7 protein-coding genes are annotated in these 16404 nt (G+C 50.3%); 2 read left to right on the top strand and 5 right to left on the bottom strand.

What is annotated here, in order from left to right:
• Positions 1 to 2: 2 nt before the first annotated feature.
• The 4 genes from ACVC5H_RS02940 to ACVC5H_RS02925 form a co-directional block, all read right to left on the bottom strand.
• A complete protein-coding gene (locus ACVC5H_RS02940; protein ID WP_489620929.1) occupies positions 3 to 2144 on the bottom strand; it encodes a type I secretion system permease/ATPase in 2142 nt (713 codons plus the stop codon).
• Between the two features lie 88 nt (positions 2145 to 2232).
• The gene (locus ACVC5H_RS02935) at positions 2233 to 10326 is read right to left on the bottom strand and encodes a beta strand repeat-containing protein (RefSeq protein WP_489620928.1); all 8094 of its coding nucleotides are present in this window, start codon (positions 10324 to 10326) and stop codon (positions 2233 to 2235) included.
• 29 nt (positions 10327 to 10355) lie between these two features.
• On the bottom strand, positions 10356 to 11477 hold the full coding sequence (locus tag ACVC5H_RS02930; RefSeq protein WP_489620927.1) for a hypothetical protein: 1122 nt from the start codon (positions 11475 to 11477) through the stop codon (positions 10356 to 10358).
• Positions 11474 to 13177, bottom strand: a complete 1704-nt coding sequence (locus ACVC5H_RS02925; RefSeq protein ID WP_489620926.1) for an outer membrane protein assembly factor BamB family protein — start codon at positions 13175 to 13177, stop codon at positions 11474 to 11476. The genes ACVC5H_RS02930 and ACVC5H_RS02925 overlap by 4 nt, the downstream gene beginning before the upstream one ends.
• 753 nt (positions 13178 to 13930) lie before the next feature.
• Here ACVC5H_RS02925 and ACVC5H_RS02920 point away from each other — a divergent pair.
• Positions 13931 to 14293 carry a hypothetical protein gene (locus ACVC5H_RS02920; protein ID WP_489620925.1) on the top strand — a complete coding sequence of 121 codons (363 nt, stop codon included), beginning with the start codon at positions 13931 to 13933 and terminating at the stop codon, positions 14291 to 14293.
• Between the two features lie 21 nt (positions 14294 to 14314).
• Positions 14315 to 14569 carry a hypothetical protein gene (locus ACVC5H_RS02915; protein ID WP_489620924.1) on the top strand — a complete coding sequence of 85 codons (255 nt, stop codon included), beginning with the start codon at positions 14315 to 14317 and terminating at the stop codon, positions 14567 to 14569.
• A gap of 155 nt (positions 14570 to 14724) precedes the next feature.
• Here the strand turns inward: ACVC5H_RS02915 and ACVC5H_RS02910 are convergent, their stop codons facing one another.
• Positions 14725 to 16365: an alpha/beta hydrolase family protein gene (locus tag ACVC5H_RS02910; protein WP_489620923.1), complete on the bottom strand. Its 1641-nt coding sequence runs from the start codon at positions 16363 to 16365 to the stop codon at positions 14725 to 14727.
• Positions 16366 to 16404: the final 39 nt, after the last annotated feature.

Below are 16404 nucleotides of genomic sequence, written 5' to 3'. Positions count from 1 at the left end.
GCTTAACTGTTCTGAAGAGATACAAGATGGGCGTAGTATCCAGCTTTGCTTAATAACTGATCGTGACTACCGCGCTCTACAATCAATCCCTTATCCATTGCAACGATTTGATCGGCATGCCGTACCGCCGACAAGCGATGTGCAATGATGATCACTGTACGGCCTTTGCACATAGCACGCATATTTTGCTGAACGATGCGCTCCGTTTCGAAGTCCAGCGCACTGGTGGCTTCATCAAAAATCAAAATACGCGGATTACTGACCAGGGCGCGGGCAATCGCAATCCGTTGCCGCTGGCCGCCAGACAAGCTCGAACCATGCTCACCGACAATCGTGTCGTACCCTTGTGGCAGTTCTAGAATAAAGTCATGAGCGCCGGCTAGCTGGGCGGCGTGGATCACCGCCTCCAAGGGAAGCCCGGGATCGGTGACGGCAATATTGTCGCGGATCGAGCGGTTGAACAGCATGTTTTCCTGCAGCACCACACCGATCTGACGACGCAGCCAAGCTGGATCCGACAGCGCCAGATCAATGCCATCCACCCGCACACGGCCATTTTCTGGCACATAGAGTCGCTGCAGCAGTTTGGTCAACGTGCTCTTGCCGGAACCAGACCGGCCAACGATGCCAATGACCTGTCCTGCATGAATATGCAAGGAGACCCCATTCAATATGGGCGGCCCATCGGGGCGATAGCGGAAACGGATATCTTCAAAACTGATATTGCCTTTGATGGCCGGCAATGCCTGCCTGCTCTGCGGCAATTCATTGCGCGTGTTGAGTATGTCACCCAGCCTGCGCATCGATAGGCCCACTTGCTGAAAATCCTGCCACAACTGCGCTAGCCGCAATACCGGAGCAGCCACGCGCTGTGACATCATATTGAAGGCGATCAACTGGCCCACGGACAATCTGCCGTCGATCACCAGCTTTGCGCCAAAGTACAAAGTTAACAGTGTCACTAGTTTTCCCACGAACTGAATTAGCTGCTGTCCTATATTGCCCAGAGAGCTCACACGGAATCCGGCTGCCACATAGGCCGACAGCTGATTATCCCAACGGCGAGTGAACTGAGGCTCGACCGCCATCGACTTCACTGTCTCAGCACTCGACACAGTCTCCACCAGAAAAGCCTGATTGTCTGCGCTCCGTGCGAATTTATCGTTGAGACGACTGCGTAGTACTGGATTGATGGTCGCGGAAATGGCGCCATAGACTGGCAATGAAATCACCACAATCATGGTTAGCCAGACACTGTAAAAACACATTACCGCGATAAAGATCACTGAGAAGATCAAATCGAGCACGGCAGTCAGTGCCTGCCCGGTGAGGAAACTGCGTATATTTTCCAGCTCGCGCACGCGTGCAACGGTATCACCCACGCGCCGGGCCGCAAAATAGCCCAGTGGCAGGGTCAGCAGATGGCGGAACAGGCGCGCTCCCAATTCAACGTCGATGCGATTGGTAGTGTGAGCAAACACATAGTTGCGTAACCCGGTCAGTAACACCTCGAATATGGCGCTGATCAGCAAGGCTATACATACTACATTCAAGGTGCTGAATGCGCGGTTAACCAAAACCTTGTCCATAACCACTTGGAACATCAGCGGCGATACCAGGCCGAACAGTTGCAAGACTGCCGATACTGCGAATACTTCCAGAAGCAGGCGGCGATACTTAACCACAGCGGGGATAAACCAGGAGAAATCAAAGCGCGCCAGCTCGCCCGCCAGTGAGGCGCGCGAGGCAAACAGCAGCATGCGTCCGGAACACCGGGCTATGAGTTCACTGATCGGAGTGAGCTTGGGACTGCTCTCATTAACGTCTAGCACCAGCACCTTGTCGGCGTCGCCACCGGCGAGGATGCAGTGCCGGCCATTCTTGCATAGCACTAGCGCCGGAAAGGGGGTGCTGGCGAGTCGCTCTGGTTCAACTTTTACGCCACGGGCTTTGAGGCCAATGGAGCGTGCTGCCAGCACAATATCGGCTTCCTGCATCTCTTCATTCGACACTCCGGAAGCATGTTTAAGCTGATCAATATCCACGGCTACACCGTGAAATCTGGCAATCAAGACCAATGCCGACAAGCCTGCATCAATACTGGGCGATGCTGCTTGCTGAGCGGTGGATAGCGGGATGCTCATACTCGGTTGATGACTTTACAAAGCCAAGTAGAAACCACCTGGGACCGTAATCTCAGGTGGTTGTATTGCATAGAGGAAAAGAGGAAACTCAGTGGTAGCTGGACGCGATGACAGATTCGAGTTGCTGCTGATACGAAGAAGACAGTGTCGTCGTACCCGCCGCTGGCGGCGACAGTGATGCCATCGCATTTACCAGCGCTTGTACTTGCGTATTCACCAGTGTTTTTCCATCATCAGTGGCCATGCTCTGCACCTGATAAGTATCAGACGAGTACCAATTGTTCAGATCCAACTGGACGGAGGTGCCAATCACACTGACAAGCAAATCTTCTCCAGAGCGTTGGAACCACAATTGCTGGCTAGAGGCATTGGAGAACACCAGTTCACTGTTGGCACCGCCATACGTCTGAATGTTGGCTTGCTCCACATCAGATGAATTGCCAGCGCTAGCGTCGACCTTAACGGTAGTATTGCCGGCACCGAGGTAAAGGTGATCCGTGCCATTACCAAGATCAATCGAATCAGTTCCGCTTCCCAAGGAGATGTAGTCGTTTCCACTACCCAGGATAAGCGTGTCATTACCGTCTCCGGCCGACACGTAATTACTGCCGTTTCCTAACTTAATGGTGTCGTTACCATTTCCTGCAGAAATGCTACTGCCTCCGTTACCCACGGAAACACTGTCATTACCGCCACCAAGGGAAATATTGTTCCAGGCATCACCGGCTACGACAGTATCGTCACCATTGCCGAGGGTAATGGTACTGCCGCCGCTACCGACAGTGATGTTATCGGCACCATTGCCTGCACTAATCTGCTCGTAACCGTCGCCCGCTGACAGTGTGTTGTTGCCGCTGCCCAAGGAGACTTCGCTGGTGCCATCTGCCAGTTGCAAAAGATTATTGCCATCACCCAGCGTGATGACGTTATAGCCTTGCCCCACACTGACCTGATTGTCACCGTTGCCGAACTGGATATTGACGCCGCCATCACCGACATTCAGGTCATAATTACCATCCTGTCCAATGACATTCTGGTCATCACCATTGAGCATCAAGCTATCGCCTTGACCACTCAGCATAATTGTCTGTTCATAGTTAGTGGTCATTGAAACCACACTATCAGTCACCGTAACCGCCTGAGCATTCCCCGCCAGAATAACATCATCATTCTGACCGCCGATAGTAACGACTTCGCCATCCGAACTTACGAGAACTGAATCATCTTGTCCCGAGACCGTGAGCGTTCCGGCACCGCCATTGATAGTCAGGTGGTTGCCGTCGCCCGTGACAATAATGGCATCACCGCTGCCATTCTCTGTTGCCACGGCATCATTTGAAGACAACATCATGCTTCCATTGTCGCCATTGACAATGACCGCCGCAGCACTTCCCAAAACGCTAACTGTGGCATTAGCACCTTCGACCGTCACTTGATCATTCTGCCCACTCAACGCGACTGAATCATTGTTGCCCGCCAGGGACAGCGTTGCATCACTGCCCGTCACTGCGACGGTGCTGCTCTCGCCATTGACAGCCACTGCATTTTTTTGGCCGCCAACTGTAAGCAGCTCATTGTTGCCATTAGCCATGACGTTGTTGCTACTGCTGTCCACCATCACATCGGCGTGATCGCCGTTGATTTCCGCCACATCATTTCCGCCGGCGATATCGAGCGCACCACCACTGCCGTTCAAGGTGATTTGTACCGCAGTACCTGTTACTTGCACATCGGAACTATCACCATCCGCGAGCAGGCTGCTATTCTGACCGCCAATCGAAATGGCTTCATCAGCACCGTTTGTGACGATGTTATCTGCAGATCCGGAGGCGTTCACAGTTGCATCGTCGCCGTCAACAGTCAAACTGTCATTCTGCGCAGCCAGCGTGAGGTTCTCGGCCGCACCGTTGGTCAGAACAATGGCACCGCTTCCGGCTATCACTGCGCTTGCCTCATCGCCATCTACTGTCAGGCTGGCATTCTGGCCGGTGATTTTGACCTGCGCATCCGCGCCATTCGTGACCACCGTGGCACCGTCACCAGCTACCAATACGTTACCCTGATCGCCGTCAACGGAGAGACTATCGTTCTGCCCATTCAGTGCAATCTGATTCGCGGAACCATCTGTGGTGACTCTAGTGCCACTTTCTGTCACATCTAAAGTGTCGCTGTCCCCACCAACCGTGTAGACATCATTCTGCCCCACCAGATTAATCACCTCATTACTGGCAATCATCTGCACCTCAGAGGCATGGCCTGCCACGGCAATACTGCCGCCACGACCAGTATAAAGCGTGAGATTACCGCCGCTGGCAATCACCTGATCGCTACCCACGCCCAACTGAATCCAGTCCTTGCCCGAGCCGGTGCGCACAATATCATCACCATTGCCTAACTGGACCGAGTTGCTACCATCACCAAGTGTGATCTGGTCGTTACTATTGTTATTGGCGAGTTGCAAAATGTCGTCGCCGTTGCCCAAAATAATCGTTGCTGCACCACTATCATTACCTGTAACAGTAACATTAGCATTACCTGTATCGTCGGTGATTACGCTATTGCCCTGGCCAAGCGTAATGACGTCACCAGCATTACCAAGTACGTAGGTATCATTGCCCGCCCCGCCGATCAGAGTATCGCTGGCAGATCCAGTCACCAGGGTGTCGTTACCGGCATTGGCGGTAATTACGTCATCCTCTCCGTTACCAGTCAGTGTCAGATCACCGCTGCCGGTTGCCTTCAGCGTTTGCACATTTTCCGAGGCCGTATAGCTGACAGTCGTGTCGATTTCGTTGCTCTTTGCACCGCTCTTGGCTTGCACTACATCACTGACGTTGTTGACAGCAAAAATATCGTTGCCCAATCCACCCGTCAAGGTAGCAATTCCGCTTCCGGCTACCAGAGTATCGTCGCCATTACCTGCAGTGATTTGCGCCACACCAGCACCACCTTGCAGCAGATCATTACCGTCTCCGGCAATGATCTGGATTGCACCATTCCCTGCGATCACACTGTCATTACCATTGCCCACCGATATCAAATCATTACCGTTTCCAGCGTAGATGATGTCGTTACCATTTCCGGCGAAGATTACGTCACTACCGCCGCCGGCGAAGATGTCATCGTTGCCATTGCCAACGACAATGAGATCGGTGCCACCGCCAGTGTATATAGTGTCATTACCGCCACCGGCATAGATAACGTCCTTACCATTGCCGGCATAAATCACGTCATTGCCATTGCCGACCTGAATCGTGTCATCTCCATCTCCGGAAAAAACCACGTCGGCACCGTCACCGCCAGTAATCGTGCTATTGCCGTTTGCTCCGAGCAATAGGCCGTCTCCTGAGACCACCGTATTGGTTGAACTGGAACTCTGCGTTTCTACAGTCGTAGTGCCATCGGCATTGGCAATCTTGACCTGATTTGTCATCTGCAACGTGATTTCTTCCGCCTGGATCTGACTTCCATCGGTCATGCCAACCGAAAATCCGCCATTGATGACATTGCCGTTCTGGGTGCCAAACTGTCCGGTACTAGTCAGAGAAATCTTGCTGATACCGGCTTGCGTAAGACTTTGCACTTCTCCCGCATCGACTATCCCGTTGCCGTTCGCATCATCCCAGACAAACAGGTCATTCCATACCGCATCTGCGGAGCTCAAGGCGCCTGCATGATTGGTATCGAAAGAAGCTAATGCAGCCAGATCGCTTGTGGCATTGGGTACATAATTTGTTAGATTGAGCTGCTTTGCACTACTGAGCAGACCTTGCCCAGTCGGGTCATAAAAAAGGAAGGCATCCTGAGCGCTAATCCAGCCCACGCTGTTCTTATAGCCATCCGAACTAAGATCAAAATAGACATTACTATTTTGTGCCGATGTGGTCAGAATACCGGTCTTGTGTAAATCCAGGACGATGGGATCACCACCTTCTCCACCTTCTCCTTCGCCACCGGATCCACCTTCGCTCTCACTCTCGCTCTCGGTCTCAGAACCGTCATCTGATCCTGTATTATTTCCATCTCCTTCGCCTTCCCCGTCACCCGGAACACTCACAGGTGCCGGTGCCGGTACGGTAATCGTTTCAACCGCGGACATCCCATACGAGTCCGTCACCTTTACCTGGAAGGCGTCGGTTTGCGACGAGTTAACCCGATAGCCGCTTTCCAGAATATAAGACCAGGTTCCATCGGCGTTGACGGTGGCGACGCCATCATCACCCTGATTGGTGATGGCATAGGTGAATTTTGTACTGTCCGGATCAACTATCTGCAACTTGCCATCGTATGGATCGAGGATGGTTGCTCCGGTCCCGGTAACAGTCAATGGCTGAGCGATAAACGACACGTCCACATCGACTGTGCCTGTTCCAACGTTGCCCAGGTTATCGACTTCGGTATAGGTGAAACTGGCCTGATTTCCTGAATAGTCATTGGTAGGGGAAAAATGAATAACACCATTGACTAATGAAACGGTGCCGTCTACCGCATTTCCCACGCCAGTGACAGTCAAGCCCGTCACTCCCGGTCCGACAGCAGTGTCGGTCTGCGTCAGTTCAGTCGTAGGAAGATCGATTTCTACATTCTCATCAGTAGTAATCTGATGGACTCCCGCAGAAATTGTCTGAATCTGGCTGACGTTATCGATGACCAGTGTCACTTGCCCGTCGCTGGTATTGACCAACAAGCCGTTAGTGGTCTCGGTTGTCTTGACGCCGATTGCATCAGCAGTCAGGTCTTCTGTCGCCATCTGATAAACCTGACCATTGCGGACCATTGTGCCATTGGAATAATCGAGTTCTGTAATACCCAGACTACTCAGGGAATGCAACTCGCCTGCTTGCGCAATACCATCGCCATTGATGTCCTGCCACACCTGCAAGGAATTCCAGACCGCATCAGCTGCGGTCAGGATGCCATCGCCATTGGAGTCAATCCAGCTTAGTGAGGCAACGCCGCGATCAGCTGGAACCACCTGGGAGTTGGAAAACAAGTCCGCCCCGGTATCAATATTCCCGGTGCCATTGACGTCCAACACCAGCAATCCATCGTTTGGACTTATCCATTCAGTGTGTTTCAAGTATCCCGAACCATCAACGTCAAACGACACATCGCTATTTGCCAGGGCTACCGTCTGAATACCGTTACCAGTCAGATCAAGAGCAATTGGATCAAACTGCTCTGTAGTTGCCGTCGATGCCAGCGGTTGTGCCAGACCGCCGGTCGCGGCATCTCGCTGCACTTCTGACTCGCCCGCCCGCGGCAAGCCATGCTGAGCCTGCTCGAACATGGTCTGTACTTCCCATTCAGGTGCGATAGCGTCATTGGCAAGTGCGGCCTCTACATATTGCTGCGACAGGGTCAGGTAATAATTGGTCGACCCCACGACGGCATCCAAAGGATTGCCATTGGCATCAAACGTGTAAGTGGATGTCGCACCAGTAACAGGATCTGTTTCAGTCAACGTAAACAAACCGTTATAAGAGAGCGTGGGCAGTCTGCTGGCGATCAATCCTACTGGTGTATCGGGAGAGTGAGCATTGGCCGTGTTGACTTCTTGTTCGAGATAGGTCAGAACAGTACTCATTACATTCGATATGCTTTGAGCGCCGCCATTTTCGCCGGCTACCTGCATGCCGACAGAGCCGTCGGCATTCCAGCTAAAGCTGCCGGTTCCCCAGGGAGATGGCGGATCATCATCGCTGAACAGTCCCCAGATTAGATCTACCGCCTCCAGCACAGCACCGACAGTAGGGTTGATCGCAGCGACAGTTGCAATTGCAGCACCGACGTAATTGTGCTCGAGCAAATCAACGCCGATATTGACATATGGTACGGCATCATTTATGTCAGTCGCCACACTGGAGGCCGCCTGAGCGTTGGCAATATCAGCTGCAGTTCCTGTTGCGGAGGCAGTCGCAGTCTCAATCTCCGAATACAAATTGGCACCAGCGGCGGCGACGTCGACCACATCGCCGACTGCCGCCGCATAGTCATCACTCTTTAGTGCATTTTCCAACCCAAGTAGTGCCACCGCGCCGTTAGCAACACTTCCCGCCTCATTGAGGTAAGTGTTGGTGGTAACGGCATTGGCCAGCGTGAGACCTGAAGCCAAAATCGGCAGTGGTTTTCCTTGCTGGATTGCAGTAATCAGTTCCAGCGCGTCGTCTGTAGTAGCCAATGCATTCGTGGCTACGGCCCTCTGGACCACGCTGGTTTGCTGGTCGCCTTCCGGATCTGTGACGGTCTGAAAATAATTCCCAGGAACTGAGTCTTTAACCGTGTTAGTCGCGCTCACCAGGTTGCCATCGCTGTCTCTCTGCAGCACCAGCGTGACATTTGGATCATTTGGATCTTTGTAATCAGTCTCGGTGCTGCTACCATCCGGCTGCTTTACTGTAATGGATTTCAGTGTGTCATCGCCGTCGTATGATTTTGACGTAACCGTATTATCGGTATCTGTCGTTGTGACGACGCGGCTAGTGATCAACCCTGTCGCGTCATAATTTATCAGGGTAACAGTTTCGACGCTGTTAATACTAATAGCTGTTGACGTATCTTGAGTGCTTATTACATTGCCGTCACCATCAGTAATCACAGTATGATAACTATTTGGATTCGTCCCTGCCGTTGTCGTTGCTGTTTGAATGTTACCGTTTTTATCAGTAGTGACTACTGTTTTTAGATTTTTATCTGTTGAGCTGTTATAAGTGGTTTTTACGCTAGAACCATCTGTTTGGATAACCGTAGTCGAGAGCAGTACATTGCCAACAACGTATATATTCTCTGTTGTGACTCCACTCTCGCTCGTAGAAATATTAATCGACTCAGCAACCTGATTCGAAGAGGAAATTGATTGTACGTTTTCTGAAGAATTACCAACAGCGTCACTTCCACCAGAACTAACCAGAGAACTACCGTCCGCATTCTTCTGTGTATTAGTCCACGAATTTGTCTTCGAGTCAAAAGTCATCACGTCGATACTTTGATCGACATTCTTAGTAGTTACAGATACCGGCTGCCCACTCTGATCCATCTGATATACATAGACCGTTCCATCGGTCGCGATAATCGTAGTTTGTGACGATCCATCTTTTTGTATAACCGTGGTAATTTTCGAACCATCTGCTGACACCTCTTGAGTTGTCGCGCCAGATTGAGCGATGTTGGGATTTAACAGCCCGGCGGCATTGCGTCCATAAATGTTGTATCCACTTTGATCATATCCATATTGGTCGTATCCATATGCGTCGTAAACAAGAGGGTCAGATGGAAGAGATGCAATATACGTATTCAGATCGCTTGCACTCATATTCAGCAAATTGGACTGCTGATCAGACGGCAGGCTCTGATACTGGCTCGCAGTCATATTTGACAGCGCCTGGAGTTGCGCTTTGCTCATTGTGGCGAGTACAGCAGGATCGATTTGTCCTAAAGCGGATTGGGAAATCGCACCCATGATTTTTCCATCCCCATGGGCAGAAAGGGTCGTATAAGCGCTATACAGGGTACCCGCCAGTCCCAAGGCTGGATTGATCAAATATAACAATGGCCCAGCCAAGGCAAAAGGTGATTGACCGGTGGGCATTAAAATATCAATTGCCCCAGACAAATCAGATCCTCCAGCCAAATGAACGGTATCGGCGGTGGATGCTATATTGATGACATTGTAATTCTGACCCTGCCCAGCAGTTCCCAAGTCAGCACCAGGAGAATCCAACACCAACGAGGTAATACTAATCCCTTGATATATCTGCGCTCCACTACTATCTTTGGCATTAACTAAAGCAAAGTTCTGATCTTGAGCTTCTGTTCCGCCTAAGGAATGCCCTGTTGTGTATATTTTCGTAACGTTCACATCAGGATATTGAGTACTCACCGCTTGCATTACATCCAGCGCATATTGTTCAGCAGCTGTTTGAGCCTCAAAAGATTGCCCTGTGGCGATCGCCGCATCAGACTCTAAATTTGCAGAATTCGTTGGTAAGGTTCCTCTGCTAGCAATGATCACCTCGCCGGTGCTCTCGTTTATCCAGGCAGCTCCCTGATATCCCAAGGCAGTATTTTGTGCAGTTGCTACTCCATTGATTTGCGTCCAACCAGGACCTAATGAAAGCGAGTCTGTAGTCCCGGCTTGATAAGCCAAATTTGCTGCTGCCTGCACAATATTCGTTGTTGCCATTTCCCCTCCGAAAAGATCTCGTATTGCGATTAACTTAAATTCTTTATTTCGTTTTCTATTGCACGAGCTTTAGATAAGCTCGTAACGCCGTCGATAAGTAGTAGATAACGTTCCTTGAGCAATTCCGTTTCAATCAATTTATCTCTGGCCCTCTGCAATTCTTCGATCCACTTTTTTACAACAAGTGATCTTTCGATTTTTCTCGAAGTTGAATATTGTTCTATGTAACTTTCATCAACTGGAGAAAGACGTTTCATTTTAATAAGCTCGGCTGCCAGCTTTGCCTTATAGGAGATCATTTGATCGTTCTGAACATACTTCATTTCGCGCGGTTCACGTATCTCGTTAATCACGTCGCGAAGAATGGCTCTTAATCTTGATTGTTCGTGAACTAATGCTTGACCAGACAATTCAGCATTCGAATCAGCAGGCTTGGTGTTGCTGAAGTTATAGCGAAACTCCCGCGACAACTCTGGATAAAGATCCTCTAACAATGCCGCACGCAAAGTCAGCAATCTTTCCTGGCTGTCCGCCTGCTCAATTAATAACGCAAAGCGCTCACGCACGCGCTCAGTCGCCAGTAGCATTTTTTCCATTTGCTCTGCACGCATGAGAATCAGACGTGCAGCATCGGTCATGGACAGATTGCGTGCCACTGCTGAAGCTTCCAGATAGGCATAACTTGCACCAGCATCTGGTTGTTCAAGAAAACGCTGCGCTTCCTGTTTTTTTTGGGCCCGTAATTCATGACCAAATCTGTCACTGGGAAAATAGGGCTCACGCACGCGGGCTATTTTGTCCTTCAGAATATTGTGCAGTGCCTTTTTATTGGCATCGATCAGCGCTTGTTCTTTGCTCTGTGGGGCCTGATCGCCTGCGTAAACAAAAGTATTGCCGTTGAATCGCCAAGACCAGCAGTTCTTTAATGTCATCCCTTCGGGCAACGGTCCGGCATACGTGGAGGCGAAATACCAGTCGCCTTCCATGGGCGGAACATATTGTGGATCGGTGGTGAAATAAACCACGCGATATGACTTTACTTGGGTCAGGACGACATATTTTTCATTGCCGGTTGTGTCTACACCTACAGCATCGGCGTCCGGGGCAACGCTAGCACGCAAAGAAATATTGGCCGCAAACGGAGTATTCATTGTTGATAGAAATCGTGAATCGCAAATACTTTCAGACCGGCTTCATTGGTCGCCAGCGCCAGCAATCCATCTGCAACAGAAGGCGGCTGATAGATCTGACCACCAGCATGTCCTTCCCATACCTTTCGCTCTTTGAGCGTATCGAGGACGGCAACCTCTCCTTTTGTTGATGCCACAATCAGGTAATGCCCCATCCTGACCGGTCCCCATGCTCCTGCCGAACGCAGACGATTTATCCAGCGCACTTCACCAGCGTCTATACTCATCGCGACGAGATTCCATTTCCCATCGAGCACATAGACACAGCCCTCACCACATTCAAGAAACTGATGAAAACCTGGCTTGCCATATTTTTTTTCCCATACGAGTGCTCCGTCTTTTAGATCGAAGCAGTACAACAAGCCGTTTTCGGTCGCCATGAATACACACTCATCGGCAACGCACGGTCGGCCACGTACCAAGCCCTTTGTTTTTGCTGACCATTTGAGAACCCCGGTATCGGCATGGACGCAAATGACGCTTTCGTCGTTACAGGTACTGACCACGCAATTCAAGTGCGGATCATAAACGGGGCTCGATGGCGGCCAGTAGGGATGTGCTGTAGCCCAGATTTGCCGCCCGCTGTCGAGATCAAGTGCTTGGAGGTGTCCGTATGGGGCACCCTCGTTCCATTGTTCGGTGTTGATAAAAATACGGCGCCGTTCGCCATCGATCAGTGGCGTAGCGTGAATGCTCGAACCTTGACGCCAGCGCCACAATATCCTGCCGCTGGTGGCGTCAAGTCTGGTGATGGTGCCGTCGTAGCATCCAAAAATCAGACTGTTATCGACATGCTGCAATAATTGAACAATACCTTTTTGAGGGCGCTCCAGACTTTGATATTCCCATTCCTGTGTTCCGTCTTTTGCCCGTAGACGGAATATGCGACTAGAATCGTCGGCGCAAAATACAGCATCGCCCACAATCACTGGCGCACTTTTATATCGATAGCGTTTGTTCTGATTTAATTCGAAGCGCCACCAGAGTGGCTCGCTGATGAATTCGGGATAGCTACCGCGCATGTTCGGCGGAGCGGCATCAAATGCATCACGCGATAAACCTATGTCATGACGCTTGAATAGCGGAATCAAAGGGAACTTTTTCAGACTGATCTGGCGAGATCCTAATGGCTGCCACATATCAAAGAAAACAGCCATGGCAACGATATGAATATCGTGCCCATCTTCTTTCAATGCTCTTTCAACCAAGGAAACCGCAGATCCACCTTCGATGAAGTCGTCGATGATAACAGCGCGGGTTTTGGCCGGATGACGGCGACCTTCAACCCATTTTTTCTTGTTATGTTCTTTACGCTGATCGCGAACCATCTGGATATTCAGATGCACGTTTTCCTTCAGAGCGGCCAGGGCCGTAGCAAAGAGTAACGGAGCCGCGCCGAATCCGGGACCAATCAATAACTTGATGTCGAAGGGCTTGATAAGTAGCCAAAGGAGCTGCCCCGCGCGCGCCGCATTATCAGCATCACAGAGCATTTCACGAAAATCAAAAGTCGCACCGGAAGCTGTCAATTGCAAAGCTTTGTGCAATATCTCTTGTCGCAGCAATTCCCAGTCGGACGATGCCCGTGCGGATGCCTGTGCCTGAAGGCAGAAATCCTTTGGTGCAATTCGGTGCTCTTCTTTTTGATTATCAGAAATCATTTAATCAGTTGGCGCTGATCCATCACAAAAAATGCATAAATGCGAAGCATTAGATTTGTTAAGGCCGCAGTTATCTGGTTTGCAAGAGGCAACTTAATTCTATTCAGTTAGCAGTAATTGTTAGCAAGTGGATTACGTAGTTTGCATGAATTTACCGGCAGTCAGTATTTGGTCAGTTTTTTGTATGGGATTTGTAAGCTGTGAGCTCAGACGAAAATCATATGCCACTGCCACCTACAAATATTTTGCTCGCTCCCGGCGTGGCAATTGGCTACGGCTTCTACTGGAGTCATATATGCTTGTAATGGCAATGAGCAAATTCCTACCGTTCACTGGAAATAGTGAAAGGTAATTTGTGTGGAGTCGATCTAGTTACTGGAAATGACAAATGATCATGCCTGCCCACGAGTTTGTTCGTTCGTTGAACGAGCTGACTCCGCAAGCGAAGGAAGACCACCCGAGCGTGAGAACGGCGCTTGCGCAATGGAAAGCTGCGTTGGCAGCTCTCCCGCGTCCGGTCGAAAACACCGGTGGACCTTATTGTAGGATGTGTATCGAATCTGATGATTGGTGACGTGAAGCAAACGGTCGGATTGGATAGAGCGATCACACCGGGCCACGCTATTGTTCAGAAGCTTTGTTGGAAAGCATAAAGAATTCACTCATCTGGGGACTACAAAATTCGTCTCAGTTCATTAGAAAATGACGAAATTTCGCGCGCTTTATAGAGACCTAGATAGAGGAGAGCAGATCTTGAAGCCAGCCTTGACGGCGATTACCAGTAAATTTTCTAAGCTAAGACTTTCTGAGAACATAGGCGCCATTAAGAACTTCAAGTGCTTCAGCAGTATTGGTAGTGGTTGTTCTTGGAACCAGCTCACCGACCTTCCGACTGCACTCGTCGATGCCGCATATCAAGGGAATCGTAGTATCAAGCTCATGGCAGGCCGTACTCTGCAAGGGCGTGTCGCCGGAAATGATGGTTATAAGCCGGTTACGACTATCCAAGAACATGTCCAAGGAATCACGTTCGAGCTTTGTCGCGACATGATTGTCGGCTTTGTCGATGGGTTGAAAAAGCTGGGTGAAAACTTGCCGTCGGCGGACCAGGAGTAGCGCATTGCGCGGACAAGTACCATGCAACGTAAGCCGGTGCTGGCTGCAGTGGCGGAAAAGAACAAAGCGGAGCTGCCTCAGAAACGGCAGATTGGCACGAAGCTTTGCCGGACCACTCCAGTTCAAGAATGGGTTCAAGTCGGATTCACCGAAGGCGTCTCAGCTGACAAAATCCAGATACGCGCTGTACAACGCGCAAGGGGAAGAGTTAGCGATGGCAGCTTCCGTGAGAGCATTGTGTGGGACTATCCGGACAACTGGTCGCTTTGCCGTTAACGGGGGTGACCTGCACTCCAATTTAGTACGAGAACGACTTGGAGTCTGCGTTCCAGCAGAGCCCATCGTTCGTCTGTTAGTTCTTCTCTTCGTGCCATACGAAGAAGTTAACAGGCTCGAGAAAAAGTTAACAGACCCTATTTATGAAATGAGTTCTAGTTACTCGCGGGTGAAGGTGTTTTCTGCGCCGATGTATTGTTTATCCCGATCTCCTTGAGAAATAGCGGAATTTCGTCCCGCCATAGTTGAGGTGAAAGATAGAGATAATGCCCATCCCCGGGAATGGGAGGCACCAGAACAAGCTTGCCCTTGCCGCCGGCATGGATAAACGAGTCGTAGGACACGCGAATAGTATTCGCGGTATAACGGCTGTCATTTTCAGCGAATAACCATAGGGTTGGAATCTGGGTTGTTTTTCCCAGAATGGAAAAGCCATTCACCATGGTGGGATTGAGATAGTGCGGAAGGCCAGTGATGGGCGCATCACTCTGGCCGCCGGCAAAATCGATTGCGCCAATCACTCCTTCCAGATTGAGACTGGCGATATACATCGCAGCATATCCACCAGAAGATTGACCTCCGATGATCATGCGGTGCGAGTCAATATCTGTTCTGGAACGCAAATAGTTAATCGCAGGAAGAATACTTTTTGCATGAAAGCTAGGCATGTAAAGTGGATCTGAATTCTGAAGGGATCCTATCTGGGTATAACCACCTTCGGACAACCCAATGCCTGATCGAGTTGGGAGGGCAACCGCAATACCGTTTTTGAGAAACTCAGCCGAGATCGACGCCAAGCGTACACGCTGATGTTCCTTGACCGCAGCATCGTCCGGAAACACATCTCCATGGTTGAGAATCAGTACTGGAAAAGGCCCTGTCCCTGTAGGAAAGAGCATCGTCATTTCGAGCTGATTTGTGCCAATGACCGCAGGAGCCGTATATTGAATTACCTCCTCACGCCAGGCAATTGCTGGTGGCGAGAATCCAATGACATGCGGTAAAGCTGCGCCTGATTGCCATTTTAGGAGAACATCGATAAGTTGTTGGTCCAGATTGTGGAAGCCGTACTGTTCTGAGACATTACAACTGGCATCAGTGTCTTGTGTCGGGTAGCCGGCTTGAACCAGCGTAAATTGATTTTTATCAGCAACCAGTTTCGCCTCGTAAAAAGGAGTGAGGAAACATGCTGTTCCAGGGCTGTGTATCAAAAGTATCCGTGATTTGAGATCACTCCAGTCACTAAGACGAGCCGTCAAAAAATTTCCATTGAGGATCACGGCTCTGCTAGCGCCGTCCAAAGAATTCAATATATCCAGTAGTGGCTTGGCTGCATCGCCAACAGCTGCGAGGTCGATTGGAGTGTCTGGAAATTTTGTATGCAGATAACTTAGTGATTGTTGCAGATCTCGTTTGAATTCCCATGGCCGATGATCGACATGCCGTCCTTGGGCATCGCTGGGCGCATCGGCATAGGCTAAGAGCACGCCGTGTTGGCTGAGAGCAGTTGCGATACGCAGCAGGGGCGTCTTGAATCTCAAGAATGAATCTACATTGGCGGTCGTGTTTCGGGAAATAAACAAGATAATCCGCCGAGGTGCTGTCTCAGTTGGCATTGCATGCATTGCCAGCATGAGGTTGGCAGGTACGCTATTTTCGGATGCTTGTAGAGGAAGACGTACTAATTGCCAGGAATTATTCTGCGTACGCGTGATTGTATTTTCCTCCGCACATAGACCAGATGAAAAAAACAGAAAGATACCTGTCAGAACGAGCTGTAAAAGTTTATTTAGCATTAGGGCTTCGCTGAATTAGTACTCGATTGCGCTGATGGT

It is taken from the genome of Herbaspirillum sp. Her3 (assembly GCF_057961275.1).
This window is presented reverse-complemented; position numbering and strand designations above follow the sequence as displayed.